The sequence below is a fragment of the Nonomuraea sp. NPDC052265 genome (assembly GCF_044547985.1).
Classification (GTDB): Bacteria; Actinomycetota; Actinomycetes; order Streptosporangiales; family Streptosporangiaceae; genus Nonomuraea.
Genome location: NZ_JBIUBJ010000005.1, coordinates 61,095 through 87,999, shown reverse-complemented (window position 1 = coordinate 87,999; position 26,905 = coordinate 61,095). Strand labels below are relative to the sequence as shown.

Here is a 26,905-nt window from a genome sequence, read left to right as displayed (position 1 = left end):
ATGGGGTTACTAGCTTCGTGTCTGGCCGTAGGAGGCGTCTTCGGGGGAAGCGTGGGCGACACGGGCACAACAGCGTTCTTGGACCAGGTCAGGATCGAGCCGACACTGTCCCCGGCGAGGGGGCTGCGGAGTTTTCTGGCCAAGGATCCTTCGGAGTCCGATCTGGGCCGGCGCAGGTTCCGGTTGCGCGCCGGGGCTCCCCGAACAGTCTTCGCGGATGCCGAAAAGTCGTACGTATTCGGCTTCAACGCGGTGATGTCGCGGGAAGTCGAGAAAATCGAAGAGCTATCACCTGAGCAGCGGCCTTTCGGCTACGAGGGCGCGGCGGCGGCCTGCACCGTGCTCGACCTGCTCACCTTGACCCGGGGCCGGCGCCTTCACGAGCTACTGGCCGGCCCCGCCCAGCATCACCGCCACGCCGCGTACGTCGGCGCCGGACGCGGCTACGCGCTGCTGCGGCTGCGTCCGGTCTGGGGCGCGCGGCGGGCGCACCCGCTGATGCGCTGGCTGGCGGTGGACGGCTTCGGGTTCCAGTGGAGCCTGGCGCGCGCCGACCGCATGGTGGGCCGCAGGAGCATGCCCGACCTGCTCACCCGCGCCCACTGCGCGGTCTTCGACCAGGGGCTCGGACGGCTGCTGTGGTACCACGACTGCGCCTCGCCGGACGACGTCGGCGCGCGGATCGCGGGCTTCCCCGCGTCGCGGCGGGCCGACCTGTGGAGCGGCGTGGGGTTCGCGGCCACGTACACGGGCGGCGCCGACAGCGACGAGCTGTGGTGGCTGACCGAGCACGCCGGCGCCGACGGCTTCCGCGCCCACCTGGCGCAGGGCTGCGCCTTCGCGGTCGCGGCCCGGCTGCGCTCGGGGGCGCTGCCGGACCACGCGCGGCCGGCCGTGCCGATCCTGGCCGACGCCGCGCCCGACGAGGCGGCCGCGTGGACCGACCAGGCGCTCCTCGCACTCGGCCACGACGCCCACACCCACGAGGACTTCCAGCGCTGGCAGGCCCACACCCGAAGGTCGTGGAACCGCCGCCACCGCAGCTAGACGCCCTGGCCGACGCGTTCGAGCACGCGCAGCGAGCCCTCGGCCGACACCTCGAGGAAGGCGCCCGACTCCAGGGCCCGCAGGTAGACCCGGTACGGCGCCTGCCCGCCGTCGGCCGAGTCGGGGTAGATGTCGTGGAAGACCAGCGCGCCGCCCTCCATGACGTGCGGCGCCCAGCCCTCGTAGTCGCGGGTGACCGGCTCCTCGGAGTGGCCGCCGTCGATGAAGAGCATGCCGAGCGGCGTGTTCCACAACGCGGCCACCCGGTCGGACCGCCCGACGACGGCGATCACCTCGTCCTCCAGCCCGGCGGCGGCGATCGTGGCCCGGAAGACGGGCAGCGAGTCCATCCGCCCGAAGCGCGGGTCCATCAGCGTCGGGTCGTGGTGGGCCCAGCCCGGCTGGATCTCCTCCGAGCCCCGGTGATGGTCGACGGTGACGACCACCGAGCCGACGTGCCGGGCCGCCGCGCCGAGATAGATCGCCGACTTGCCGCAGTACGTGCCGATCTCGCAGACCGGCCCCCGGCCGCCGTAGCGGCAGGCCGCCTCGAACAGGGCCAGACCCTCCTTCGGCGGCATGAATCCCTTGGCGTGCTCCGCTGCGTGGAGCAGCTCCGGCGGCATCGTCATAGGCATGCACACTAGCCGAACCGAATAACATTCCAGGGACCTCTTGCCGTGCTTCTTTGCAACCTGTTCTACTTGGCACGTGAATCAGCGCGCTCGCATCGCGATGTCCGACGACGAGGTCACGGCGTTCCTGGAGGGGTCGCGCAAGGTCCAGCTCGCGACCGTCAACCCCGACGGGACACCGCATCTGGTGACCATGTTCTACGGGCTGGACGAGGGCCGCATCGCCTTCTGGACGTACGGCAAGGCGCAGAAGGCACGCAACCTGGCGCGCGACCCGCGGGTGAGCTGCCTCGTCGAGGCGGGCGACGACTACGACCAGCTCCGGGGCGTCCTGGTGTACGGCGTCGCCGAGCAGGTGGACGACCGCGACCGCGTGCTCGACATCGGCATGATGATCGCGCGCAGGACGACCCCGGGCGTACCGGACGACCTGCTGAGCCCCTATGTCGAGCAGACCGGGAGGAAACGGATCGCCTACGTCGTCGAGCGCACCAAAGTGGTCTCATGGGACCACAGGAGGCTCACATGAAGGTCAAGGTCGATGAACTGGTCTGCGAGGCCAACGCCGTGTGCATGGGGCTCGCGCCCGAGGTGTTCGAGGTGGATGACGACGACCAGCTCCACATCCTGCTCCCCGAACCACCCCCCGAAATGCGGGACCGCGTCCGCAGCGCGGTCAGGTCCTGCCCGAAAGCCGCCCTGTCGCTAGAGGACTAGCCGTAGCCGGAGGAGGAACCCCATGCGCGCCGCGATCCTGCACGCCGTAGGCAACGACAAGCTGGACATCCGCGACGACATCACCCTGGCCCCCGTCGGGCCGACCGATGTCCGCGTACGGATCAGAGCCACGGGCGTGTGCCACTCGGACCTGTCGGCCATGTCCGGCGTGCTTCCGCAGCCGGTGCCGCTGATCCCGGGCCACGAGGGCGCGGGCGAGGTGGTCGAGGTGGGCGAGCACGTCACGTCGGTCGCGCCGGGCGACCACGTCGTGATCAGCTGGCGCCCGGCCTGCCAGTCCTGCGACCTGTGCGTGGGCGGGCAGCCGTACATGTGCATGAAGTACGTCATCGAGTCCTTCAGCAAGGGCAACTTCCGCTTCGGCGGCGACAACGCGACGGCGTTCGGCATGGCCGGCTGCGGCACCTGGGCCGAGGAGGTCATCGTGCCCTGGCAGGGCGCGATCAAGATCGACGAGGACGTGTCGTGGGAGGCGGCGGCCCTGATCGGCTGCGGCATCACGACCGGTGTGGGCGCCGCGATCAACACCGCCAAGGTGCGTCCCGGCTCCACGGTCGCGGTGATCGGCTGCGGCGGCGTCGGCCTGTCGGTCATCCAGGGCGCCCGCGTCTCCGGCGCCAGGACGATCCTCGCCATCGACCCGCTGGAGTCCAAGCACGCCCTGGCCAAGAAGGTCGGCGCGACGCACGCGATCACCCCCGAGCAGGTCCCCGAGGCCCTGAACGAGCTGACCGGCGGCAGCGGCTTCGACTACGGCTTCGAGGTCGTCGGCAAGGCGGCGACCATCCAGAGCGCCTGGCAGCTCACGCGGGCGGGCGGCGACGTGGTCGTGGTCGGCGCCGGCGCGGTGGACGACATGGTCTCCATCTCCGCCTTCAGCCTGCTGTTCGAGGGCAAGAGACTGCTGTCCAGCCTGTACGGCGAGGCCGACGTGCGGCACGACTTCCCGTACTTCGCCAAGCTCCACAAGGCGGGACAGCTCGACCTGGAATCGCTGATCAGCGCCCGCATCCGGCTCAGCGACCTGAACGACGCCGTCGCGGCCCTCAGGGGCGGCGAGGTGCTGCGCCAGATCGTCATCATGGACTGACACCACCCCCAGCCCGCCGAGGCCGGAGGCCGGGCCCCCGGTTTCCGGCCTCGGCGTGGCTCCGGCGACCCGTACCTGGCCTGCAAGTTCCTCACGACGGACGTGGTGATGTCCGCGCTGCGCGGCACGTCCGACGCCCTGGTCTGCCGCGTCGTCCGCTGACCGTCCCGGGCGGCGGAGCCGCACCGTCAAGGCGTCCCCGGCGGCCGGCCCCGGCCTGTTCTCCTCGCTCTGAGCGCGTGGCGGGGCCGGCCGGCGAGGGCGGCTCAGGAGGGCAGGAGCGTGTCGAGCGGGACGGCGGGATCGGCGAGCGCGGCCCTGTCCACGGGCTTGCCGGAACGGATGAGGGCCTGGGTGTGGTCGGTGACGTCCCAGACGTTGACGTTCATCGCGGCCAGCACCTTGTCCCTCTCGTCCAGCCAGAACGCGATGAACTCGCGGGCGTCCAGGTCGCCGCGCACCACGACGTCGGGGGTGCTGCCGGGCGGGATGTGGCCGACGTACTCCATGCCCAGGTCGTACTGGTCGGTGTAGAAGTAGGGCAGGTTGTCGTAGGTGTCGGCCCGGCCGAGCATCGCGCGGGCGGCGGTGGCGGGCTGGTTGAGCGCGTTCGCCCAGTGCTCGACCCGGACGTGGTACCCCAGCAGCGGGTGGTAGGCGTTGGCGATGTCCCCGGCGGCGAAGATGTCGGGGTCGGAGGTGCGCAGGTCGGCCCCCACCTTGACGCCGTCCTCGACGGTCAGCCCGGCGGCCCGCGCCAGGCCGGTGTCAGGGTCGGCGCCGACGCCGGCCACGACGACGTCCGCCTCGACGTGGGCGCCGTCGTCCAGCAGCACCCCCGAGTCGGTGATCTCGGCGGGGCGGGCGTCGAAGAGGAAGTTCACGCCGTGCTCGCGGTGCAGCGCGGTGAACACCTGGGCGACGTACGGCCCCAGCACGCGCAGCAGCGGCGCGGACGCCGTCTCGATCACGGTGACCTCGGCCCCGGCGGCCCGTGCCGCGGCGGCCACCTCCAGCCCGATCCAGCCGGCTCCGAGTATCGCGACACGACCGGCGCCGGCCAGGGTGGCGCGAAGGCGTTCGCTGTCGTCGACGGTACGCAGGTACAGCACGTCGGACCGGTCGGCCCCGGGGATGCCGGGACGGCGCGGCCGGGAACCGGTGGCCAGCAGCAGCTTGTCGTAGCCGAGCCGCTCGCCGCCGGTGAGGGTGACCTGGTGGCCGCCGGGGTCGATGCCGGTGACCTCGACGCCCAGCCGCAGCTCGACGTCGTGCTCGGCGTACCAGGAACGGTCGTGGACGAAGATCTTGTCGCGTTCGGCGCCGCCCTGGAGATAGTCCTTGGACAGCGGCGGCCGCTCGTACGGCAGATGGGTCTCCCTGCCGACCAGCACGAGCCGGCCGTCGAAGCCCTCCTCGCGCAGGGCCTCCGCGGCCTTGGCGGCGGCCAGGCCGCCGCCGGCGATCACGATGGTCACGGGTTCAGGCATGGTCGGATCTCCTCTTCCTGTCCTGGACGAAGGGCCCGGCGCCCGGTCGGGGCCGGGCGTCGGCGCGGCGATCGCGGCACATGTCGGCTCCTACCCACACCGGCGCGGTGAGCGACATCAGGGGTTCCGCGTCGGCCGGTGCGCGGCCGGGCGGGCGCTCTATCGTGGGATCACCCAGCTCCGCGGGAGCGGCAAAGTGGTCGGGGAAGGCGTCTGATGGTCGCAGCCATCGCCAGGGTCCATGGCCTGTCGACAGCGCTGGTCCCGTGCGCGTACGGGGCCGCGGTGCTGACGCTGACGTGGCTGACCCAGGACGGGAACCTGGGCGACGTGATGTACGGGGACCTCGCCATGATGGCCATGGCCTTCCCGCTCTACCTCGCCGCCGGACCCCTGAACGGCATGCTGCTCCAGGTCATCCGCCCGCGGCCGCACGACGACCCCGCCCACGGGTGGGACTACCCGTACGCCTGGGACTACGTCCTCATGGCGTGGCCGGGGGTCGTCATGGCGGTCCTGCTGGCGGTCCTGCTGACGCGCCGGCGCACCCGTACGGCGGGACGGGTCCTCGGATGGCTCTCGGCCGCGGCCGTCACCCTGGTGGGAGTGGCGACCACCTTCGACGGCTGGGGGCCGCGCCGGCCGTTCGGGTGGCCGTTCCTCGTCTACGGGCTGGTCATGATCATGGGGTTGATGACCGTGCGGAGCCCGGCTCCGGAGAAGGCCGTCACTCCGGACGTCTAGCGCGGGGGCGCCCGGTGGCCGGGCAACGGGCGCCCTTGAGAGTCCCTCGTCCTACGTGGTGGAGAAGGCCGCGTCGAAGGCCGTGGCGGGCGGCGTGATGGAGTTCAGTCTCCTGATGTACCCCAACGCCTCTCTGGCCCCGTCCAGCCGGTCCATGCCCGCGTCCTCCCACTCGATGGAGATCGGCCCGTCGTACCCGATCGAGTTGAGCGCCCGGAAGCAGTCCTCCCACGGCACGTCCCCGCGCCCGGTGGAGACGAAGTCCCAGCCCCGTCGCATGTCCGCCCAGGGCAGGTGCGACGACAGCCGTCCCTTGCGCCCGTCGCCGATCCGGACCCGCGTGTCCTTGCAGTCCACGTGGTAGATCCGGTCCTTGAAGTCGAGGATGAACGCCACCGGGTCCAGGTCCTGCCACACCATGTGCGAGGGGTCCCAGTTCAGCCCGAACGCCGGCCGATGCCCGATCGCCTCCAGCGTCCGCTGCGTCGTGTAGTAGTCGTAGGCGATCTCGCTCGGGTGGATCTCGTGCGCGAACCGCACCCCCACCTCGTCGAACACGTCGAGGATCGGGTTCCAGCGGTCGGCGAAGTCCTGGTAGCCGGCCTCCACCATCGACGCCGGCACCGGCGGGAACATGGCCACGGTGTGCCAGATCGACGACCCCGTGAACCCGACCACCGTGTCCACGCCGAGCGCCGCCGCCGCCCTGGCCGTGTTCTTCATGTCCTCGGCCGCGGCCCGCCGTACGGACTCCGGGTCGCCCGAGCCCCAGATGCGCGCGGGCAGGATCGCCTTGTGCCGCTCGTCGATCGGATGGTCGCAGACGGCCTGGCCGACGAGGTGGTTGGAGATCGTCCACACCTTCAGGCCGTGCTTGTCGAGCTGGGCGCGTTTCTGCTCCACGTACGCCGGATCCGCCACGGCCTGCGCCACGTCGAAGTGGTCGCCCGAGCAGGCGATCTCCAGGCCGTCGTAACCCCATTCGGCCGCCAGCCTGCACACCTCCTCGAACGGCAGGTCCGCCCACTGCCCGGTGAACAGCGTTACTGGTCTCATGAGTCCTCCACAGGGGTGTAACGGCTGCCGTCGGCCGCGCTGCGCTCCACCGCCGCCAGCACGCGCTGCACCCGCAGCCCGTCGGCGAACGACGGCGCGGGGTCGGTGCCGGCCGCGACGGCCTCCAGGAAGTCCTTGATCTCGTGGGTGAAGGTGTGCTCGTAGCCGAGCCCGTGTCCCGGCGGCCACCACGCGCCGACGTAGGGGTGGTCGGGCTCGGTGACCAGGATCCGCTCGAACCCGCCCCCGCCCTCGCTGAACCACAGCTCGTTCATGGACTCGAAGTCGAACGCCAGGCTGCCGAGCTGCCCGTTGATCTCGATGCGCATCGCGTTCTTGCGCCCGGTCGCGAACCTGGTGGCCTCGAAGGAGGCCAGCGCGCCGCCCGACATCCGCCCGATGAACAGCGCGGCGTCGTCGACGGTGACCGCCCCCCTCTCCTCCGTACGGGACCCGCCCAGCCCCGCCGACTCCCCGGCCAGCGGGCGTTCCTTGACGAACGTCTCCGTCAGCCCCGACACGCCCACCACGTGCTGGCCGGTGACGAACTCGGCGGCGTCCACGATGTGCGAGCCGATGTCGCCCAGCGCCCCCGCGCCCGCCTTGTCCTTCTGCAACCGCCACACCAGCGGGAACTCCGGGTCCACGATCCAGTCCTGGAGGTACTGGGCGCGCACGTGCCGGATCTCGCCGAGCCTGCCCTCCTCGACGTACCGGCGGGCCAGCGCGACCGCGGGGACCCGCCGGTAGTTGAAGGCCACCATGCTCCTGCCCGGCGCCTCGGCCGCCGCCGCGACCATGGCCTCGGCCTCGGCGACGGTGTTGGCCAGCGGCTTCTCGCAGATCACGTGCTTGCCGGCGCGCAGCGCGGCGACGGCGATCTCGGCGTGCGAGTCACCCGGCGTGCAGATGTCGATGATCTGCACGTCGTCCCGCCGTACGAGCTCTCTCCAGTCCGTCTCGACGTCGGCCCAGCCGAGCCGGGCCGCCGCGGCCGCGGTGTGCTCCTTCGACCGGCCCGCGAGCACCGCCATGCGCGGCGCGAGCGGCAGGTCGAAGAACGCGCCGACGTTCCGCCACGCCTGGGAGTGGACGCGGCCCATGAACGCGTAGCCGATCATGCCCACGCCGATGGTGGTCTTGTCTGACATGCAACCCCCGATCAGGATTCGAATCCGAGCGCCAGATACTTGTCGACGTTCTCCTTGGTGATCGTCTCCGAGGCGAGGGTGATCGACTGGGGAACCTGGTTCTCCACGAGGTCACTCATGCCCTTGCCCTGCGCGATCAACCGGGCGAGCCGGACGGCCGAGGAGGCCATCGTGGGGCTGTAGGTGACGGTGGCCTTGAGCACCGAGGTGCCCGCCTGGATCTCCTTCATCGCGTTCAGCGAGCCGGCGCCGCCGACCATGATGAACTCGTCGCGGTTCGCCTCCTTGATGGCGGCCAGGACGCCGACGCCCTGGTCGTCGTCGTGGTTCCACAGGGCGTCGATCTTCTTGTGCGCCTGCAGCAACGAGGTCGCCACCTGGTTGCCGGTCTCGACGGTGAACTTGGCGTCCTGCTTGGCCGTGACGCTGAACCCGTACGTCTTCAGCGCGTCGGCGAACCCCTTGCTGCGGTCCTGGGTCAGCGGCAGCGTGGCGATGCCCTGGATCTCGACGATCACCGGGTTCGCGACGCCCTTGTCCTTGAGCTGCTTGCCGATGTAGTGCCCGGCCGCGACGCCCATGCCGTAGTTGTCGCCGCCGATCCACGTCCGGTAGGCCAGCTTGTCCGGGAACACCCGGTCGAGGTTGATGACCGGGATGCCGGCCTGCGCCGCCTGCAGCGCGACCTGGTTGAGCTGCTGGCCGTCGTTGGGCAGGATGACCAGGGCGTCCACCTTGGCCGCGATCAGCGACTCGACGGCCGAGATCTGCTGGTTGATGTCGTTGGTGGGCTCGACGGGCTTGAAGTCGACGTCGCCGTACTGCTTGGCCGCGCTCTCGGCGTTCTTGGCGATGGCCGCGATCCAGCCGTGGTCGGCGGCCGGCGCGGAGAAGCCGATCGTCACCTTCTGACCGGGTTCGTCGTTGCCGCTCGCGGCGGTGGCGGGCGCGGGCGCCGCCGACGAGGGAGCGGCCGCGGGCTCGTTGCTGGTGCAACCCGCCGCTAACAGCACTGCCCCGCCGACGAGGAATCCCCTGCGCGCGACGTTCTCACTCATATTGCTCTCGCTTTCAGGTTCCGCCGCTGGAGAAGGACGGCGACGACGATGATCAGGCCCTTGGCGATCAGCTGGTCGCTGGTGTTGAGCCCGTTGAGGATGAACAGGTTCGTGATGAGGGTGAAGATCAGCAGGCCCAGGATCGAGCCGATGATCGTGCCCCGGCCTCCGGTGAGCAGGGTGCCGCCGATGATGACGGCGGCGATGGCGTCGAGCTCGTACAGGTCGCCGTGGGTGGACGAGCCTGTCGTCGTGCGGGCCATGATGAGGATCGCGGCGACGCCGCAGCAGAAGCCGGACAGGGCGTACAGGAGCATCGTGTGCCTGCGTACGTCGATGCCGGCCAGCCTGGCCGCCTCGGGGTTGCCCCCGACCGCGTACGTGCGGCGGCCGAACGTGGTGCGGTTCAGGACGATCCACCCCAGCACCACGACCAGGGCGAACACGTAGACCAGCAGCGGGATGCCGAGCACCCGCGTGGTGGACAGCTGCACGATGCCCTCGACCTGGATGAGCTGCGTCTTCCGGTCGGACATGCGCTGGGCCAGGCCGCGGGCGGCCACGAGCATGGCGAGGGTGGCGATGAACGGCACCATCCGCCCGTAGGCGACCAGCAGCCCGTTGACCAGCCCGGCCCCGGTGCCGACGAGGATCGCGCAGACGGCCATCACCACCGGCCCGTACGACTGGGTGGCCAGCGTGGTCGCCCACACCGAGGCCAGGGCCATGACCGCGCCGACGGACAGGTCGATGCCGCCGCCGATGATCACGAAGGTGGCCCCGACGGTGATGACGCCGATCGTGGCGGCCAGGGCCAGGATGCTGACCAGGTTGGAGGTGGTGGCGAAGTTGTCGAACCGGGTGACGAGGCCGACGACCACGAGCAGCGCCAGCGCGCCCAGCAGGCCGAGATGGCGGATCTCGGCGACCCCGTTCAGCAGGGACGGTCTCGGCCGGGCGATCCCGGTGGCGGGTCGTTCGGGCGCCTCAATGGGGTCGCTCATCAGGCGGCCCTCCCATCCATGATCATGTCCAGTACGCGGTGCTCGTCCAGGCCGGCCGCCTCGCCCTCGTGGATGACGGCGCCCTCGCGCAGCACGAGCACCCGGTCGGCCAGGCCCAGCACCTCGGGCACCTCGCTGGAGACCAGCAGCACGCCGATGCCCTGGTCGGCCAGGTCGCGGATGACGGCGTACAGCTCGGCGCGGGCGCCGACGTCGACGCCCCGGGTGGGCTCGTCGAGCAGCAGCAGCCTGCGCCCGCCGAGCAGCCAGCGGGCGAGCACGGCCTTCTGCTGGTTGCCGCCCGACAGGGTCCTGATCGGGCGCTCGGGGTCGGGCGGGCGGATGTCGAGGAGTTCGGCCAGGCGTGCGGCCTCGGCCCGCTCGCGTTTGCGGTCGATCCATCCGAACCTCGCGAACTGCGGCAGGGTGCCGAGCGTGATGTTCGCGGTGACGCTCTGGTCGAGCAGCAGGGCCTGGGCCTTGCGCTCCTCGGGGGCCAGGCCCATGCCCTGCCTGACGGCGCCGGCCACGCGACGGCGCGCCGGGCGGCCGGCGAGCGTGACGCGGCCGGAGGCGGGGCGGGCGCCGTAGACGGCCTCCAGGATCTCCGAGCGTCCGCTGCCGACGAGCCCGGCCAGCCCGACGATCTCCCCGGCCCGGACGGAGAAGGAGACGTCGGCGAACACGCCGGGCGCGGTCAGGTTCTCGACGCGCAGCACCTCCTCGCCGGGGGGCCTGGTGAGGCGGGGCGGGAAGACGTACTCGACGTCGCGGCCGGTCATGAGGGAGACGATCCGGGCGGTGGGGGTGTCGCGGGCGGGCAGGCCGACGGCGACGGTGCGGCCGTCCTTGAGCACGGTGACGCGGTCGCCGATCTCGCGGATCTCCTCCAGCCGGTGGGAGATGTAGACGACGGCCACGCCCTGGGCGGTGAGCTCGCGGATGATGCGGAACAGGTTGGCGACCTCGTCGTGGGCCAGGGCGGCCGACGGCTCGTCCATGATGATCAGGCGGGCGTCGTGGGAGAGGGCGCGGGCCATCGAGACGACCTGCTTGGCGGCCGGTGAGAGCCGTCCGACCTCGGCGGACGGGCGGATCTCGCCGTGGCCGAGGCGTTCCAGCACCTCGCGGGCGGCCCGGCGGCCGGCCTGGCGGTTGACGAACCCGAAGCGGGCGTGCTCGTGGCCGAGGAAGATGTTCTCGGCCACGCTGAGGCCGTCGACCAGGTCCAGTTCCTGGTAGATGGTGGCGAAGCCGAGCCGGATGGCGTCGATCGGGCTGGTGGGCCGGACCGGCGTGCCGTTGAAGACGATCGTGCCCTCGTCGGGCTGGTGGGCGCCGGCCAGCACCTTGATCAGGGTGGACTTGCCCGCGCCGTTCTGGCCGAGCAGGCAGTGGACCTCGCCCGCCCGTACGTCGAGATCGACCCCGTCGAGCGCGCGCACGCCGGGGAACTGCTTGACGATGCCCTTCATGACCAGCATCGGGGTCCCCTTCAGGCGTTGACGATGCGGTTGATGTTGTCCGGTGACAGGTAGTGCTCGATCGCGAGCAGGCCCGCGCCGAGCGCGGCGGCGTTGATCCCGGTGCGGCTCGGGGTGATGGACAGGTGGTGGGTGGCCAGCGGCAGGGACCGGCGGTAGATCGTCTCCCTGATCCCGGCGAGCAGGTGTTCGTGGACGCGCGACAGCGCGCCGCCGATGACGATGACCTCGGGGTTGAAGAAGTTGACCAGGCCGGCCAGCACCTCGCCGATGAGCCGGCCGGCCTCCCTGACCAGCCGCAGCGCCTGGGTGTTGCCCGCCTGGACGAGCGCGACGACGTCGGCGCCGGTCTCGGCGGCCAGCCCGAGCTCGGCGAGCCGGCGCGCGATGGCGGCGCCGCCGGCCACGGCCTCCAGGCAGGCGCTGTTGCCGCAGCGGCAGCCGGCGTCGTCGTGGCCGCTGACGCGGATGTGCCCGATGTCGCCGGCCGAGCCCTGGGCCCCTCTGTGGAGCTTGCCGTCGGCCACGATGCCGCAGCCGATGCCGGTGCCGACCTTGACGAACAGCAGGTGGCTGGTGCCGGCGAAGGCGTTGCGGTGCTCGCCGAGCGCCATGACGTTGACGTCGTTGTCGACCAGCACCTGGATGCCGTCGAAGTACTCGGGGACGGGGTAGTCGTTCCAGCCGGGCATGATCGGCGGGTTGTTGGGGCGGCCGGTGGCGAACTCGACCGGGCCCGGCACGCCGATGCCGATCGCGCGCAGCGCGGCGCGTGGCCGTCCGGCCTCGCCGAGCAGCCGGTCGAGCCGCTGGTCGACGTGGGCGAGCACCTTCTCGGGGCCCTCGCCGATCTCCAGCGGGTCTTCGCACTCGGCCAGCAGGCCGCCGGTCATGTCCATGAGCGCGACCCGGCAGTGGGTGGCGCCCAGGTCGACGCCGGCGAAGGCGTGCTCCTCGGTGTGCAGGCGGAGCTGGCGCGGAGGACGGCCGCCGGTGGACTCGCCGCTCTCGGTCTCCTCGACGAGGCCGCGCTCGATGAGCGCGTCGACGCGCTGGGAGATCGTGGATCTGGCCAGTCCGGTGAGGCGCGCGAGATCGGAACGGGTGGTCGCCGATCCGGCGCTGATGAGCGTCAGGACGTCGGCAGCCGAGCCCGGCTGGGGGGTCATGCGGGAACAATAAGATCACTCATGCGGCAAATCAAGAGTCTGATTCGACCGAACTGCACGGACTTATGCCGAAGATCGAACAAAGCCTGTCATGCGACGTGCGCCGCAACCCTCCCGAACGCGCGGAAGCCGGCCGCCGCCCGGACGGGCGACGACCGGCTTCCGGCAGGTGCGGGCGTTAGAGCATGGCCTTCATCGAGTCGCCGGCCGTCAGCACGTACGGCTGCTCGGCCATCACCGCGTCCCAGTTGCCGGCGATCGCCTCGGGCGTGAGGTCGTCGGTCTTCCAGCCCGGCCCCTCGGCCACGAAGACGCGGGCCACCCGTCCGCCGCCGACGGTGAACACCTCTCCGCTCGACTCGCACGAGTCGTGCACGAGGTAGGCGACCAGCGCGCTCACCCGCTCGGGCGTGAACTTGGCCTCGAACTCGGCCGGCAGCAGCGCCTCGGTCATCCTGGTCCAGGCGATCGGCGCGATGGCGTTGGCCTTGATGCCGTTGCGCGCACCCTCGACGGCCAGCGTCTTGGTCAGCCCCACCAGGCCCATCTTGGCCGTGGCGTAGTTGGCCTGGCCGAAGTTGCCGAACAGGCCGGCCGGGCTGGAGGTGTTGACGATCCGGCCGTACCCGGCCTCCTTCATCAGCGGGTACGCGGCCTGGCTGACCAGGTACGACCCGCGTACGTGCACGGCCAGCACGCCGTCGAAGTCCTCGACCGTCATCTTCCCGAACGACTTGTCGCGCAGGATGCCCGCGTTGTTGACGACGACGTCCACCCTGCCGAACGCGTCGACAGCCGTCTGCACGAGCGCCCTCGCGCCCTCGGGGGTGGCCACGTCGTCGACGTTGGCGACGGCCTGGCCGCCGTTCTTGGTGATGAGCTCGACCACCTCGGCGGCGGGGCCGGTGGAGGCGCCGGTGCCGTCGAGCGCGCCGCCGAGGTCGTTGACCACGACCTTGGCGCCCCGCTCGGCGAGCAGGAGCGCGTGCGCCCTGCCGAGGCCGTGCCCGGCGCCCGTGATGATCGCGACCCTGTCATCGAACCGAAGCATCGAACCTCCAGAGCAAGAGAACAACATTCTGGTAGGAGTACGATAACCGACCGGCTCAGGCGCGTCTCCAGAGCTCCGGCTCGCCCTCCTCCCTGCCTACTCTGCCCCGATCGGCCAGCCACACCAGGTGGGCCAGCGTCTCGTTGTTGGCCGCCCGGCGCATGAACGGCGGGATCGTCTCCCAGGGCCGCGACCAGCTCAGCCGGGTGGCGACCTCCCAGCAGGTCACGCCGTCGCCCTCGCCGACGACCCGTTCGATCTCGGCCAGCCGCTCGTCGTGGTGCGCCAGCACGTGGTCGACGCGTTCGGCCAGCTCCAGGAAGCGGTACTCGTGGCCGGGCAGCACCTCCTCCACGTCCAGCTCGCGCACGGCGGCCAGCGAGCCGAGGTAGTCGGCCAGCGGGTTCGGGCCCGACTGGGGGTGCACGGCCACGATCGGCGTGATCTTCGCCAGCACGTGGTCGCCGGAGAGCAGCAGCCTGCGCCCCGGCGAGACGAAGCACAGGTGGCCGGGCGTGTGCCCGGGGGTCCACACGGCCCGCAGGTCCCAGCCGGGCAGCCCGAGGTCCTCGCCGTCCTCGATCAGCCGGTCGGGACGGGCCATCGTGACCATGTGCCTGATCATCATGGAGGCCCCGGCCAGCTCGTCCAGGCTCAGCTCGGGCACGCCGGAGCGCAGGAGCAGGGCCCGCTCCCGCTGGACGAGCGAGTCGATGGCGGCGTCGTCGTACCGCTCGCGCACGAGGCCCGCGTCGGCCGGGTGCAGCCCGATCCAGGCGCCCGACGCCTCACGGACGCGTCCCGCCAGGCCGTAGTGGTCGGGGTGCAGGTGGGTGACCAGGACGGCCCGGACGTCGGCGATCCCGTAGCCGGCCACGGCCAGCCCGGCGGCGAGGGCGTCGTAGGCCTCGTCGGTGTTCCATCCCGCGTCCACGATCGCCACGCCGTCGGGCAGTTCGAGGGCGTAGACGAGCACGTACCGCAGCGGGTTGACCGGAATGGGCACCGGGATCGACCAGAGCCCCGGCCGGACCCGCTCGACCTCCGGAACCACCCCGCTCACCCATGCATCACGCTGCGCCACGCTGGAAGGAGTCACCACGAACTTCGCCATGGCCCCGAATATAGTTCTGGTCCCGAATCATGTTCTACTAGGGGTCATGAAGCTGAGCCGCGAGATCTCGGACGATGGCCGCTTCGTCCGGCAGCCGAACCGCTTCACCGAACGGCTCGGGCCGCCCGAGCCCGGCCGCTACCGGCTCTACGCCTCCTACGCCTGCCCGTGGGCACAGCGCGTGCTGATCGTCCGCGCCCTGCTCCGCCTGGAGGACCTGCTGGACGTCACGATCGTCGACCCCGTCCGCGACGAGAAGGGCTGGCGGATCCCCGACGGGGACCCGCTGTACCTGTCGGAGCTCTACCACGCCACCGAACCGGGCTACACGGGCCGCTACACCGTGCCGTGCGTCTGGGACACCCGGGACGAACGCATCGTCACCAACGACTTCCCGCGGATCACCCTCGATCTGGAGACGTCGTGGGGCACCGGTCCCGACCTGTATCCCGAACGCCTGCGCCCGGACGTCGACATCATGAACGACCGCCTCTACCACGGCCTCAACAACGCGGTCTACGAGGCCGGCTTCGCGCGCGGGCAGCAGGCGTACGAGGAGGCGGTCACGCGCGTGTTCACCACGCTCGACCTGCTGGAGGTGCGCCTGGCGGAGTCGGAGTTCCTCTTCGACACGCTCACCGACAGCGACGTGCGCCTGTTCACCACGCTGGTCAGGTTCGACACGGTCTACCACGGCCACTTCAAGTGCTCGATCAGGCGGCTGACGGACTATCCGGCGTTGTGGGCGTACGCCCGGAGGCTCTACGCCATCCCCGCCTTCCGCGACACCACGGACTTCGACCACATCAAGCGCCACTACTACCTGACCCAGACGAACATCAACCCGAGCAGGATCGTTCCGGTAGGGCCGGAACTCGACTGGAGCCTGTGACCCCCGGCCTCGGCATCGCCACGAACAGCAGCGCCGAGGCCAGCACCACGCCGGAGGCCACCCACCAGGCGGCCGACGCCCCCGTCTGCGCGGCCAGCAGGCCGAGCGTGGAGTTGGCCAGCACCCCGCCCGCCTGCAGCGAGAGCGAGGACGTCGAGGTGACCGTGGTGCGCTCGGCCGCGGAGACCGCGTTGTGCTGCATCTCCAGGCAGAGCAGCCCGGTCACCGACAGCCCGGCGAACATGACGAGGTAGGCCAGCCCGGCCGTCACCAGGCCGGGCACGCCGTCCAGCCCGGCGGTGGCGGCCAGCGAGCCGACCGACAACGCGCAGAGCACCGCGCCCACCGCGGCCCCCCGGGCCGAGCTCCCGGCCAGGCGGGCCACGCGGGGGGCGAGCACGCTGCCCGTGGCGCTGGCGGCGTAGCCCAGGGCGGCCACGACGGCGTAGGCCAGGCCGCCGCCCTCGGCCGTGCCGGCCAGCTCGGCCAGGCGCCCGGGGGTCAGCAGCTCGATCGTCATCAGCAGCACGCCGGACGCGGCGGCGACGAGCATCAGGCGGCGCAGCACCGCGGACCCGGCGGTGAGCCGGATCCCGGCGACCACCGTGGCGGGCACCTCACGCAGCACGCCCCCCAGCGACCGCCGCGCGTGGGACGGCTCGGGCAGCGCGAACACCACCACGACCAGCAGGACGGCGGCCGCCGCCGCCCCCAGCAGGGGCGGCACCGCGAGCGGCGTCATCAGCTCCGGCGGCACCACCATCGGCACCCCGCCGCCCACCAGCACGCCGACGCACAGGGCCGCCGACTCCATCGCGCCGCCGCGCGCCAGGCCCGGTTTGAGGTCGGCGTCCTCGCCTTCGAGCTCGTGCAGGGTGTCGACGTACCAGGAGGTGGCCGGGCCGGTGGACAGCGCCCTGGCCACGCCCTTGATCACGCCGCTGACCAGGAACATCCAGAACGTCGTCGAGACGCTCATCATCGCGAGCCCCGCCACGGTGAACGCGGCCGAGGCGGCCAGCACCATCCGCCGCCCGACGACGTCGGCCAGACCGCCCGTGGGCAGCTCCAGGCTCGCGGCGACGACGGAGAAGACGGTCACCGACAGGCCGATCTCAGCCAGGCCGAGCCCTCTGTCGGTCATCAGCAGGACCATGCTGGCGGCCATGAGCCCCAGCGGCAGCCAGGTCAGGAAGCTGACGAGCATGTAGCGCCGCAACGCGGAACGAGCGGTCATCGGTCCTGCTCCTCTTCGTCGTCTCTGGTGCGGGGGAAGCCGCCGAGCCAGATGTGCACCTGCCGGGCGTCGGGATCCCCGGCGTGGCGGGCGGCGAGCTCGCGGACCAGCTCCTCGACCCGCTCGCCGAACTCCATGAGCCCGGCCGGCGGCAGCTCGACGAAGTCGTCGCTCAGCCCCGCCGCCCGCACCCATTCGGGCGACCAGCGGCGCTCGTCGTAGTCCTCGACGATGCGGGCGAGGGTCTCGACCTGGCGCATCCGCATGATCCGGACCGCCTCGCGGCCCTCGTCGGTGCCCGACAGCTCGCTGCTGTCCCAGGAGGTGTAGCGGTGGCGGGCCCGCCAGCGGCGTTCCCGGCCGTCGCGCCGGTCGGGGTCCTCCTCGATGAAGCCGTACTTGAACAGCTCACGCAGGTGGTAGCTGGTCGAGCCGGAGCTCTCCCCCACCTTGCGGCCCAGCTCGCTGGCGGTGGCCGGGCCGTCGCTGCGCAGCAGCCCGAGCAGCCGCACCCGCAAGGGGTGGGCGACGACCTTGAGCACCTGCGGGTCATTGATCTTGTACCGCTCCTCCATGAGCACGACCCTAGACCGCAAAGGCTTTTTTGCAAAGGGATTTTTGCGAATTCTCCGGCCTTCTAGACTGGGCGCATGCTCGACGACATCCGCGTGGACGACGCCGTCCTCGCCCTGCGCCCCGACTTCGCCGTGCTGGTCATGCTGGCCCACGGCCTGCGGAACGGCCCCACCGACGACCGCACCCGCGCCTGGCTGGCCGAGGTGTCGGCGGCCGAGGCGCAGCCCGACAAGATCGACGCCTGGAAGGACGCCTACCGCGCCTTCGGCGCCAAGCCGCAGCGCACCAGGCCCTCGGTCGACGCCCTGACCCGGCGCATGCCGCTGCCGGAGATCAACCGGGTGGTCGACGCGTACAACACGATCAGCGTCAAGCACGCGCTGCCCATCGGCGGCGAGGACCTCGACCGCTACCAGGGCCCGGCCCGCCTGGTGCGGGCGACCGGCGACGAGCACTCGGAGGAGGCGCTCGGGCAGCCCGAGCCCGGCGAGGTGATCTGGCGCGACGACGCCGGCGTGACGTGCCGCCGGTGGAACTGGCGTCAGGTGGCGCGCACCCGGCTCACCGAGGAGACCACCAACGCGATCTTCCTCCTCGAACGCCTGGAGCCGATGTCGATGGAGGAGCTCCGGCAGGCCGGGAAGGAACTGGCGGGCCTGCTGTCGGAGCTGTCACCCGGGGTGCGGATCACCAGCAGAATCGCGCCCGACGGGAAATAAACCTGGCGGCCACACGTTGATACCAAACAGTAACAATGGCGACTCTCCCTGGATTGACTAGGCGGGCGTGACCTCTTCGGCGTGTCCTGAGAGGATCGTTCGAGGCGGCGCGCGCTCTTCGGCGCGCGCTGCCGGTCCGGGCGAGTAGCCTTGGACAGGTTCTCTAACATCAACGCCGATCTGCGGAAGAGGGCGATTTCCGCCGTGTCGTCTGAGTCGTCGCGGACAAACCCGCTGGCAAGCTTTGGTCAGAACGAGTGGCTTGTCGACGAGCTGTACCAGAAGTACCTTCAAGATCCAGAGTCTGTCGACAAGGCCTGGTGGAACTTCTTCGCTGACTACAACCCTGATTACGGACCGGGCCGGACCCCGGTCAGGGAGGCGGCGAACGGCACTGCGACCGCGCCCGCTCCTCCCAAGGCGCCCCCGAAGGCGCCTCCGGCAGCCGAGAAGCCGAAGCAGCCGGCCACCCCGGTGCCCAAGGGCGCCGAGGAGGTGAAGCTGCGCGGCGCCGCCGCGCGCACGGCCGCCAACATGGACCTGTCCCTGACGGTCCCGACGGCGACCAGCGTGCGGGCCATCCCGGCCAAGCTGCTCATCGACAACCGCATCGTGATCAACAATCACCTCAAGCGGGGGCGTGGCGGCAAGATCTCCTTCACCCATCTGATCGGCTTCGCGATCGTCAAGGCGCTGAAGGCGATGCCGGAGATGAACCACTCCTACACGGAGGTCGACGGCAAGCCGACGCTGGTCAAGCCCGAGCACGTCGGGTTCGGCCTGGCGATCGACGTCCAGAAGAGCAACGGTGAGCGCCAGCTCCTCGTGCCCTCGATCAAGGGCGCCGAGGAGATGGACTTCCGCCAGTTCTGGGTGGCCTACGAAGAGGTCGTCCGCAAGGCCCGCGCGGGCAAGCTGGGCGTCGACGACTTCTCCGGCACCACGATCTCGCTGACCAACCCCGGCACGATCGGCACCGTCCACTCGGTCCCGCGTCTGATGCCGGGCCAGGGCACGATCATCGGCGTCGGCGCCATGGAGTACCCGGCCGAGTACCAGGGCGCCTCGCCCGACACGCTCTCGCGCCTGGCCGTCTCCAAGGTCATGACGCTGACCAGCACCTACGACCACCGGATCATCCAGGGCGCCCAGTCGGGCGACTTCCTGCGCCAGATCCACCGGCTGCTGCTCGGCGAGGACGGCTTCTACGACGAGATCTTCGAGGCGCTGCGCATCCCGTACGAGCCGGTGCGCTGGGTCCAGGACATCTCGGCCTCGCACGACGACGACGTGGCCAAGTCGGCCCGGGTCATCGAGCTGATCCACGCCTACCGCGTGCGCGGCCACCTGATGGCCGAGACCGACCCGCTGGAGTACAAGCAGCGCAAGCACCCCGACCTCGACATCCAGTCCCACGGGCTGACCCTGTGGGACCTCGAACGCGAGTTCGCCACGGGTGGTTTCGGCGGTCGTGCGCTGATGAAGCTCCGCGAGATCCTGGGCGTGCTGCGCGACTCCTACTGCCGCACGGTCGGCATCGAGTACATGCACATCCAGAACCCCGAGGAGCGGGCCTGGATCCAGGCGCGGGTGGAGAAGCCGCACGCCTCGCCCGAGCGCGACGAGCAGCTCAACATCCTGTCCCGGCTCAACACCGCCGAGGCGTTCGAGACGTTCCTGCAGACGAAGTTCGTCGGCCAGAAGCGCTTCTCGCTGGAGGGCGGCGAGTCCCTGATCCCGCTGCTCGACTCGGTGATCAGCGACGCCGCCGACGAGGGCCTCGACGAGGTCGTCATCGGCATGGCCCACCGCGGCCGGCTCAACGTGCTGGCCAACATCGTGGGCAAGTCCTACGCCCAGATCTTCGGCGAGTTCGAGGGCAACATCGACCCGCGCACCGCCCACGGCTCCGGTGACGTCAAGTACCACCTGGGCGCGAGCGGCGAGTTCACCGCGCCGAGCGGCAAGATGATCACCGCGTCCGTGGTGGCCAACCCCTCCCACCTGGAGGCGGTCGACCCGGTGCTGGAGGGCGTGGTCCGCGCCAAGCAGGACCTCCTGGAGCGCGGCGAGGAGGGCTTCACCGTCCTTCCCGTCCTCGTCCACGGCGACGCGGCCTTCGCCGGCCAGGGCGTGGTGGCCGAGACGCTCAACCTGTCGCAGCTGCGCGGCTACCGCACCGGCGGCACCGTGCACGTGGTGGTCAACAACCAGGTGGGCTTCACCACCTCGCCCGCCTCCTCCCGCTCGTCGGTCTATGCGACCGACGTGGCGCGGATGATCCAGGCGCCGATCTTCCACGTCAACGGCGACGACCCCGAGGCCGTGGTGCGCGTGGGCCAGCTGGCCTACGAATACCGCCAGGCGTTCCGCAAGGACGTCGTCATCGACCTCATCTGCTACCGCCGCCGCGGCCACAACGAGGGCGACAACCCCGCCTTCACCCAGCCGCTGATGTACGACCTGATCGACGCCAAGCGCTCGACCCGCAAGCTCTACACCGAGGCGCTGATCGGCCGGGGCGACATCACGGTCGAGGAGGCCGAGTCGGCGCTGCGCGACTACCAGGCCAAGCTGGAGCAGGCGTTCACCGAGACGCGCGAGGCGGCCAAGAAGCCCAAGGAGGCGGCCGCCATGCGGGTGCCGCCGGCCGAGGTCGTCAAGTGGTCCCACGCCGACACGCCGACGGCGATCAGCGACGAGACGCTCAAGCGCATCGTCGAGACCCAGCTCAACCTGCCCGACGGCTTCACGCCGCACCCGCGCCTGGCGCCGGTGTTGCAGCGCCGCGGCCAGATGGTCGAGACCGACTCGATCGACTGGGCGATGGGCGAGACGCTGGCGTTCGGCTCGCTGCTGATCGACGGCCACCCGGTGCGCCTGGTCGGCCAGGACTCCCGGCGCGGCACGTTCACCCAGCGACACGCGGTGCTGGTCGACCGGATGACCGGCGCCGACCACACCCCGCTGAAGCAGTTCAACGAGGGCACCACGAAGTTCTACGTCTACGACTCGCTGCTCAGCGAGTTCGCGGCGCTCGGCTTCGAGTACGGCTACAGCGTCGTGCGTCCCGATGCCCTGGTGGCGTGGGAGGCGCAGTTCGGCGACTTCGTCAACGGCGCCCAGACGATCATCGACGAGTTCATCTCGTCCGGTGAGCAGAAGTGGGGCCAGCGGTCGTCGGTCGTGCTGCTGCTGCCGCACGGCTTCGAGGGCCAGGGTCCCGACCACTCCTCGGCCAGGATCGAACGGTTCCTCCAGGTCTGCGCGCTCGACAACATGACGGTCGCGCAGCCGTCCACGCCGGCCAACTACTTCCACCTGCTGCGCTGGCAGGTGGAGTCCAACCGGCACAAGCCGATGGTGGTCTTCACGCCCAAGTCGCTGCTGCGGCACAAGGCGGCAACGTCGAAGGCGTCCGACTTCACCACCGGCACCTTCCAGCCGGTCCTGAGCGACACCACGGTCGATCCGGCCAAGGTCACCCGGGTCGTCCTGGTCTCGGGCAAGCTCTACTACGACCTGGCCGCGCAGCGCGACAAGACGGGCCGCGACGACGTCGCGATCGTCCGGCTCGAGCGGCTCTACCCGTTCCCGACCGAGGAGCTCACCGCCGAGCTGGCCCGCTACGGGCAGCAGGCCGAGCTGGTGTGGGCGCAGGACGAGCCGGTGAACATGGGCCCGTGGCCCTACCTGACGCTGAAGCTGGCCGAAGACCCGCAGACGCTCGGCGGCCGGTCGCTGCGCCGCGTCTCGCGGACCCCGAACAGCTCGCCTGCGACGGGTTCGCACAACTCGCACGACACCGAGCTGGAGGAGATCCTCCACCAGCTCTTCGGCTGAGCAGGCCGCCAGTGAGCCCCCGGCCGCCCGGCCGGGGGCTTCTGTGTTGACCGGCAGGGTGAGGCCCCTGCCTGCACGAAGGAGAAACCCATGTACTTCACCGATCGAGGGATCGAGGAGCTGGTCGATCGGCGGGGCGAGGAAGAGGTCAGCGTGCTCTGGCTGGGCGAACGGCTGCGCGAGTTCGTCGATCTCAACCCCGAGTTCGAGACCCCGATCGAGCGCCTGGCCACCTGGCTGGCCCGCCTCGACGACGAGGACGACGACTGACACGATTCCGCCACCCAGACGCGATACATCTTGAGTTTTCGAGTAACGCGACATATCGTGTTCTCGTAGGAGACGTACTCGTCGAGGAGGCATACGTTCATGGAGAAGTGGACGCTGGAGGCCCCTGAGCAGCTCACGTTCGGGCCGGTGGAGTCACTTGACGTGCGCATCGTCGCCGGCAGGCTGGCCGTGCTGGCCAGCGAGGGCCCGCCCACGCTGGAGCTGACGGAGATCGAGTCGGCCGCGCCGCTGCTGGTCAGCTACGACGCGCTGACCAAGGAGCTGGTCGTCGCCTACGAGGGCCTGACCCTGGACGGCCTGCTCGGCTGGCTGCGGCGCGACAGGCGCAGGACCAACCTGACCCTCACCGTGCCCAAGGGATGCCGGGTGAACACGGAGGTGGTCTCGGCCTCCACGGTGCTGGCCGGGTTCGAGCGTTCCACCCGGGTCAAGAGCGTGTCCTCCGAGGTCGTCCTCGACGGCGTGAGCGGCGAGGTGAGCGCCACGACGGTCTCCGGCTCGATCGAGAGCCGGGCCATGGAGGGCGACCTGGCGTTGAAGACCGTCTCGGGCGAGCTGACGCTGGCCGACGGCAGCCCGCGCCGGCTCAAGGCCAGCACGGTGTCCGGCCGCATCACCGCCGACCTGACGCTCCGGCCGACGAGTCATGTGACGCTCAACAGCGTCTCGGGTGCCATTCTGGTGCGGGTGCCGGAGAACGCCGAGTCCGACGTCAGCATGAGGTCCACCTCCGGCAGGCTCAGCTCGACGTTCGACGGGCTGTCGGCGGCCAACAGCCCCGGCTCCAAGACGCTGTCGGGGCGGCTGGGCGGAGGCATGGCCTCACTGTCGGCGTACACCGTCTCGGGCGAGGTCGCGCTGCTCAAGGGAGAGAAGGAATGAGCCCTGTCTTCGGTCACGGCCGGCTCCGGCTGTACCTGCTCAAGCTGCTGGAGGAGAGCCCGCGGCACGGATACGAGGTCATCCGGCTGCTCCAGGACCGCTTCCTCGGCGTCTACTCGCCCTCCCCCGGCACGATCTACCCGCGCCTGGCCCGCCTGGAGGAGGAGGGCCTGGTCACGCACGAGGTGATCGACGGCAAGAAGGTGTTCTCCATCACCGACAAGGGCCGCGAGGAGCTCAACGCCCGGCTCGACGAGCTCGACGACCTGGAGCAGGAGATCTCCGCCTCGGTGCGGGACATCGCCCGCGAGGTCAAGGAGGACGTCCGCGACACGGTGAAGTCGCTGCGCGACGAGCTGACCCGGATGGCCAAGGACGTCCGCACCGGCACCCACGACAGCGCCAAGACCCGGGCCGAAGACCTCAAACGGCTCAAGGAGCAGCAGAAGCGGCAGTGGATGGCGCACGCCAGCCAGTGGCAGGTGGAGAGCGACCGGCTGGCCGGCGAGTGGCGCCGGATCTGGTCGGACATCTGGGCCACGCTCGGCGGCGACACCGTGCGCCGCATCGAGCTCGACAGCGAGCTGGGCGAACTGCTGGCCGACTTCGTGGCCCAGGCCCGCATGGAGGCCGCCGACGCCGCCCTGACCACGCAGAAGCTGACCGAGCTGCACGCCGTCCTCGACGAGGCGTCCGCCCGCATCCGCGACATCCTCCAACGCTGAGCCCGTGCTCAGCCCGTCCTGAGCCGACGCCGAGTCACCGCTAGGCCGAGCGCAGCGACCGTTCCGGGCGCCCGAGGCCGCGGGCCGCCCTGCGGGCGTGGTAGGCGACCGGCATGTAGCGCAACCGCTCGGGCAGGCGCGCGGTCAGCATCGCCACCGCGTGCCCGAGGTGCCGCAGCCGCCGCTCGTCCCGGGCCGTCCAGCGCAGGCCGAGCTTCCTGCGCGCGGCCGGCGGCAGGGTGCCGACGGTGACGAAGTGGTTGAACTCCCCCGAACCCAGCCCCACCGGCGTCCACAGGCGGCGCAGCGGCCTCGGCAGGCCGGGCGGGGCCGGTGTGCCGCGCATGACGGCGAGCACCTCCAGCGCGGTCGGGTGCGGCTCCAGCCGTTCGGCGATCATCGTGTCGAAGTAGCGCCAGAACGCCTCCAGGTTCGCCGGCATCTCCCGCTCCGGCACGTGCAGGATGGCGCCGAGCTGCCGCGATTCGGCGTACATGCGGCGTTGCTGCTCTTCGGTGTACGGGGTGCCGAAGTAGCGGTTGAGCGTGACGAAACGCTCGAACAGCGACAGGTGCACCCAGGCCCATGCCTCGCCGTTCAGGGCGTGGTAGGCGCGGCCGTGCTCGTCCACGCCGCTGATGGACCGGTGCAGCTCGCGCAGCCGCCGGCCCTCGGCCAGGCCGCCCTCCCCGCCGTAGACCCACTTCTGGACGGAGGCGAGCGTGCGGTTGAGCCGCCCCCACGGATCTTCCTTGTACGTCGAGTGCTGTGCCACGGCCGCGCCGACCGCCGGATGCATGGTCTGGAGGACCAGCGCGCTGCCGGCCACGAGCAGGTTGCGGTATTCGCCCGCGGTGTCCCAGTGCATCGAACCCGGGCCGAACGGCTCCACATCCATGGTGACGCCTCCAGGGTGATACAACCTCATTTTCCTGTATCACCCGGAAGACGGACAAGTAACCCTGCACTTATTCAGCCAGTAAAGACGATCTTTCCGAAGATCTCCCCCTCGGCCATGGCGGCGAAGCCGTCGCGGGCCTCGGCCATCGGCAGCGTCCGGTCGATCACCGGCCGCACGCCCGTCTGCTCCAGGAACACCGCCAGCCGCTGGAGCTGGTCGCGCGTGCCCATGGTGGTGCCGACCACGGAGAGCTGCAGGAAGAAGACGCGGTTGAGGTCGGCGGACGGGACCGCGCCGCTGGTGGCCCCGGAGACCACGATGCGGCCGCCCGGCCTGAGCGACTTGAGCGAATGGTCCCAGGTGGCCTGGCCGACGGTCTCCATGACCGCGTCCACCCGCTCGGGCAGCCGCGCGCCGGTCTCGAAGACCTGGTCGGCGCCGAGCTCGCGGGCCCGCTCGCGCTTCTCCTCCGAGCGGCTGGTCGCCCAGACCCGGAAGCCGCCCGCCCGGCCGAGCGCGACGAGCGCGGTGGCGACGCCGCCGCCGGCGCCCTGCACCAGCACCGTCGAGCCCGGTTCGAGCCCCGCCTTGTCGAACAGCATGCGGTACGCGGTCAGCCAGGCCGTGGGCAGGCAGGCGGCCTCCTCGAAGCTGAGCGCGGCCGGCTTGGGCACGAGATTGCGCCGCGGCACGGCCACCCGCTCGGCGAACGTCCCGTCGTGCACCTCCGACAGCAGCGAGCGCCTGGGATCGAGCGTCTCGTCCGCGCCCGTGCCGATGACGGCGTGCACGATGACGTCGTTGCCGTCCTCGTCCACGCCGGAGGCGTCGCAGCCGAGCACGATCGGCAGGCGGTCCTTCCTGATGCCCACGCCCTTGAGCGTCCACAGGTCGTGGTGGTTGAGGGCGGCGGCGCGTACGGAGACGGTCGTCCAGCCGTCGGGCGCCTCCGGCTCGGGATGCTCACCGAGCGTCAGCCCGGCGAGCGGATTGTCGGGATCGGTCTGTGTGGCGGTTACGGCGAACATGGCCGCACCCTACTAACCGGCCCACCGCCACCCGCGGCGCCGCCCCGCCTCTCACCGTTCGACCGTCACCCGGATCCCCGCCAGGGCGCGACGTCATCGCTGGACCGTCACCCGGATACCCGCCAGGGCGCGGCGCCTGAAATCCTCGGAACCGGCGACGGCGACCTCCACGTCCCCCCGGCACGTCCACTCGCCCGGACGTCCGCGCCCCTGGATCACCTTCGGCAGCCGGGCCTTCCCGGCGCAGTCGGGCGTGGGCACCAGCACGACCATCTCCCGCACTCCCCCGCCGAACCAGAGTTGCGGCCCGGCCGGATCCCCCTGAATCGTGGCCCCCGGCTCGGCGAGCCGCACCGACCCCTTGCCCGACAACACGAGATAGCCGTCGCGGGTCACCTGTCCGCGCAGCTCCCGCGCCAGGGCCGTGCGCTGCTCGAAGGTCAGCCCCTCGCCCCGGTCCTGCATCGCCACCCGCCACCGTCCGAACGTGAACAGCAGCACCTGCCCGGTGCCCCCGCCGGGCTGACGCGGCCACAGGGTGACGCCCGGGCCGTAGCTCCTGATCGGCCGGCCGCCGCCGGTCACCTCGGCGACCCCGTTGTACGGCACGCTGAACTGCCGGAAGAGCCCGTCGACCCACGCCCCCTGGAACGGCCGCACCCCCAGCTCGTTGAGGTCGAGGTCGGCCGGATAGCGCACCTCGGCCTTCAGCCCGTCGGGGAAGACGACGTCGATGATCTCGTCCCGCCCCTTGGTCCTGGCCGGGACCCGCAAGGTGCTGGGGCCGTTGTCGATCGTGGTGAGGGAGCGGATGGGCGCGGTGGCGGACGGCGCGGGCGCCCGCGGCAGCGGGTCGCGGCTGAGCAGCAGGCTGACGGCCGGGATCACCAGCAGAGCCAGCACCACCGCGAGCCCGATCCACCGGCGGCGGCCGCGCTCACCTGCCTCGATGACGTCGAACTGGTCGGACACGACGTGCC

General features: G+C 70.9%; 26 protein-coding genes. 11 read left to right on the top strand and 15 right to left on the bottom strand.

Annotated elements, in window-relative coordinates; all coding sequences use genetic code 11:
- The gene (locus ACIHAD_RS17350) at positions 1-1,047 is read left to right on the top strand and encodes a DUF1702 family protein (protein ID WP_397355473.1); all 1,047 of its coding nucleotides are present in this window, start codon (positions 1-3) and stop codon (positions 1,045-1,047) included.
- Here the strand turns inward: ACIHAD_RS17350 and ACIHAD_RS17345 are convergent.
- The gene (locus ACIHAD_RS17345) at positions 1,044-1,685 is read right to left on the bottom strand and encodes a class I SAM-dependent methyltransferase (protein ID WP_397355472.1); all 642 of its coding nucleotides are present in this window, start codon (positions 1,683-1,685) and stop codon (positions 1,044-1,046) included. The genes ACIHAD_RS17350 and ACIHAD_RS17345 overlap by 4 nt on opposite strands.
- Positions 1,686-1,758: 73 nt before the next feature.
- Here ACIHAD_RS17345 and ACIHAD_RS17340 point away from each other — a divergent pair, with 73 nt between their 5' ends.
- Genes ACIHAD_RS17340 through ACIHAD_RS17330 form a run of 3 tightly spaced genes read left to right on the top strand, consistent with a single transcriptional unit; the run spans position 1,759 to position 3,510 of the window.
- On the top strand, positions 1,759-2,211 hold the full coding sequence (locus ACIHAD_RS17340; protein WP_397355471.1) for a pyridoxamine 5'-phosphate oxidase family protein: 453 nt from the start codon (positions 1,759-1,761) through the stop codon (positions 2,209-2,211).
- Positions 2,208-2,399, top strand: coding sequence for a ferredoxin (locus ACIHAD_RS17335; RefSeq protein ID WP_357697388.1), 192 nt, complete (start codon positions 2,208-2,210; stop codon positions 2,397-2,399). The genes ACIHAD_RS17340 and ACIHAD_RS17335 overlap by 4 nt, the downstream gene beginning before the upstream one ends.
- Before the next feature lie 22 nt (positions 2,400-2,421).
- Positions 2,422-3,510, top strand: a complete 1,089-nt coding sequence (locus ACIHAD_RS17330) for a Zn-dependent alcohol dehydrogenase (protein WP_397355470.1) — start codon at positions 2,422-2,424, stop codon at positions 3,508-3,510.
- 266 nt (positions 3,511-3,776) lie between these two features.
- On the opposite strand, the gene ACIHAD_RS17325 is transcribed toward ACIHAD_RS17330, so the two are convergent.
- Complete coding sequence (locus ACIHAD_RS17325; RefSeq protein ID WP_397355469.1) at positions 3,777-5,000, bottom strand: NAD(P)/FAD-dependent oxidoreductase; 1,224 nt, start codon at positions 4,998-5,000, stop codon at positions 3,777-3,779.
- Between the two features lie 216 nt (positions 5,001-5,216).
- On the opposite strand from ACIHAD_RS17325, the gene ACIHAD_RS17320 reads away from it, so the two are divergent.
- Entirely contained in the window at positions 5,217-5,744 is a 528-nt protein-coding gene (locus tag ACIHAD_RS17320) for a hypothetical protein (RefSeq protein ID WP_397355468.1), read from the top strand.
- A gap of 51 nt (positions 5,745-5,795) precedes the next feature.
- Here ACIHAD_RS17320 and ACIHAD_RS17315 read toward each other — a convergent pair whose 3' ends face one another.
- The 8 genes from ACIHAD_RS17315 to ACIHAD_RS17280 form a co-directional block, all read right to left on the bottom strand.
- A complete protein-coding gene (locus ACIHAD_RS17315; protein ID WP_397355467.1) occupies positions 5,796-6,800 on the bottom strand; it encodes a sugar phosphate isomerase/epimerase family protein in 1,005 nt (334 codons plus the stop codon).
- The gene (locus ACIHAD_RS17310) at positions 6,797-7,951 is read right to left on the bottom strand and encodes a Gfo/Idh/MocA family protein (protein ID WP_397355466.1); all 1,155 of its coding nucleotides are present in this window, start codon (positions 7,949-7,951) and stop codon (positions 6,797-6,799) included. Before ACIHAD_RS17310 ends, ACIHAD_RS17315 begins: the two co-directional genes overlap by 4 nt.
- A gap of 11 nt (positions 7,952-7,962) precedes the next feature.
- On the bottom strand, positions 7,963-9,009 hold the full coding sequence (locus ACIHAD_RS17305; RefSeq protein ID WP_397355465.1) for an ABC transporter substrate-binding protein: 1,047 nt from the start codon (positions 9,007-9,009) through the stop codon (positions 7,963-7,965).
- Entirely contained in the window at positions 9,006-10,013 is a 1,008-nt protein-coding gene (locus ACIHAD_RS17300; protein WP_397355464.1) for an ABC transporter permease, read from the bottom strand. Before ACIHAD_RS17300 ends, ACIHAD_RS17305 begins: the two co-directional genes overlap by 4 nt.
- Entirely contained in the window at positions 10,013-11,497 is a 1,485-nt protein-coding gene (locus tag ACIHAD_RS17295) for a sugar ABC transporter ATP-binding protein (protein WP_397355463.1), read from the bottom strand. The genes ACIHAD_RS17300 and ACIHAD_RS17295 overlap by 1 nt, the downstream gene beginning before the upstream one ends.
- Before the next feature lie 11 nt (positions 11,498-11,508).
- Entirely contained in the window at positions 11,509-12,666 is a 1,158-nt protein-coding gene (locus ACIHAD_RS17290; RefSeq protein WP_397355462.1) for an ROK family transcriptional regulator, read from the bottom strand.
- A gap of 178 nt (positions 12,667-12,844) precedes the next feature.
- A complete protein-coding gene (locus tag ACIHAD_RS17285; protein WP_397355461.1) occupies positions 12,845-13,717 on the bottom strand; it encodes an SDR family oxidoreductase in 873 nt (290 codons plus the stop codon).
- Positions 13,718-13,772: 55 nt separating this feature from the next.
- On the bottom strand, positions 13,773-14,831 hold the full coding sequence (locus ACIHAD_RS17280; protein WP_397355460.1) for an MBL fold metallo-hydrolase: 1,059 nt from the start codon (positions 14,829-14,831) through the stop codon (positions 13,773-13,775).
- Between the two features lie 46 nt (positions 14,832-14,877).
- On the opposite strand from ACIHAD_RS17280, the gene ACIHAD_RS17275 reads away from it, so the two are divergent.
- Positions 14,878-15,723, top strand: a complete 846-nt coding sequence (locus ACIHAD_RS17275; protein WP_397355459.1) for a glutathione S-transferase family protein — start codon at positions 14,878-14,880, stop codon at positions 15,721-15,723.
- Here ACIHAD_RS17275 and ACIHAD_RS17270 read toward each other — a convergent pair.
- Both ACIHAD_RS17270 and ACIHAD_RS17265 read right to left on the bottom strand, forming a co-directional pair.
- A complete protein-coding gene (locus tag ACIHAD_RS17270; protein ID WP_397355458.1) occupies positions 15,671-16,960 on the bottom strand; it encodes an MFS transporter in 1,290 nt (429 codons plus the stop codon). The genes ACIHAD_RS17275 and ACIHAD_RS17270 overlap by 53 nt on opposite strands.
- Positions 16,957-17,535, bottom strand: coding sequence for a winged helix-turn-helix domain-containing protein (locus ACIHAD_RS17265; RefSeq protein ID WP_397355457.1), 579 nt, complete (start codon positions 17,533-17,535; stop codon positions 16,957-16,959). Before ACIHAD_RS17265 ends, ACIHAD_RS17270 begins: the two co-directional genes overlap by 4 nt.
- Positions 17,536-17,610: 75 nt before the next feature.
- On the opposite strand from ACIHAD_RS17265, the gene ACIHAD_RS17260 reads away from it, so the two are divergent.
- The 5 genes from ACIHAD_RS17260 to ACIHAD_RS17240 all read left to right on the top strand — a co-directional run bounded on the left by ACIHAD_RS17260 (position 17,611) and on the right by ACIHAD_RS17240 (position 23,996).
- A complete protein-coding gene (locus tag ACIHAD_RS17260) occupies positions 17,611-18,255 on the top strand; it encodes a B3/4 domain-containing protein (RefSeq protein ID WP_397355456.1) in 645 nt (214 codons plus the stop codon).
- A 204-nt stretch (positions 18,256-18,459) separates the two neighbouring features.
- On the top strand, positions 18,460-22,098 hold the full coding sequence (locus tag ACIHAD_RS17255; RefSeq protein ID WP_397355455.1) for a multifunctional oxoglutarate decarboxylase/oxoglutarate dehydrogenase thiamine pyrophosphate-binding subunit/dihydrolipoyllysine-residue succinyltransferase subunit: 3,639 nt from the start codon (positions 18,460-18,462) through the stop codon (positions 22,096-22,098).
- Positions 22,099-22,188: 90 nt separating this feature from the next.
- Positions 22,189-22,368 (top strand): DUF6104 family protein, encoded by a 180-nt coding sequence (locus ACIHAD_RS17250; RefSeq protein ID WP_352323532.1) that lies wholly within the window; start codon positions 22,189-22,191, stop codon positions 22,366-22,368.
- A gap of 99 nt (positions 22,369-22,467) precedes the next feature.
- Positions 22,468-23,271, top strand: a complete 804-nt coding sequence (locus ACIHAD_RS17245) for a DUF4097 family beta strand repeat-containing protein (RefSeq protein WP_397355454.1) — start codon at positions 22,468-22,470, stop codon at positions 23,269-23,271.
- Positions 23,268-23,996 carry a helix-turn-helix transcriptional regulator gene (locus tag ACIHAD_RS17240; protein ID WP_397355453.1) on the top strand — a complete coding sequence of 243 codons (729 nt, stop codon included), beginning with the start codon at positions 23,268-23,270 and terminating at the stop codon, positions 23,994-23,996. Before ACIHAD_RS17245 ends, ACIHAD_RS17240 begins: the two co-directional genes overlap by 4 nt.
- Before the next feature lie 40 nt (positions 23,997-24,036).
- On the opposite strand, the gene ACIHAD_RS17235 is transcribed toward ACIHAD_RS17240, so the two are convergent.
- From ACIHAD_RS17235 to ACIHAD_RS17225, 3 genes are all read right to left on the bottom strand, one after another.
- Entirely contained in the window at positions 24,037-24,894 is an 858-nt protein-coding gene (locus ACIHAD_RS17235) for an oxygenase MpaB family protein (RefSeq protein ID WP_397355452.1), read from the bottom strand.
- 74 nt (positions 24,895-24,968) lie between these two features.
- Positions 24,969-25,925, bottom strand: a complete 957-nt coding sequence (locus tag ACIHAD_RS17230; RefSeq protein ID WP_397355451.1) for a zinc-binding dehydrogenase — start codon at positions 25,923-25,925, stop codon at positions 24,969-24,971.
- A gap of 93 nt (positions 25,926-26,018) precedes the next feature.
- Positions 26,019-26,897 carry a hypothetical protein gene (locus tag ACIHAD_RS17225; RefSeq protein WP_397355450.1) on the bottom strand — a complete coding sequence of 293 codons (879 nt, stop codon included), beginning with the start codon at positions 26,895-26,897 and terminating at the stop codon, positions 26,019-26,021.
- Positions 26,898-26,905: the final 8 nt, after the last annotated feature.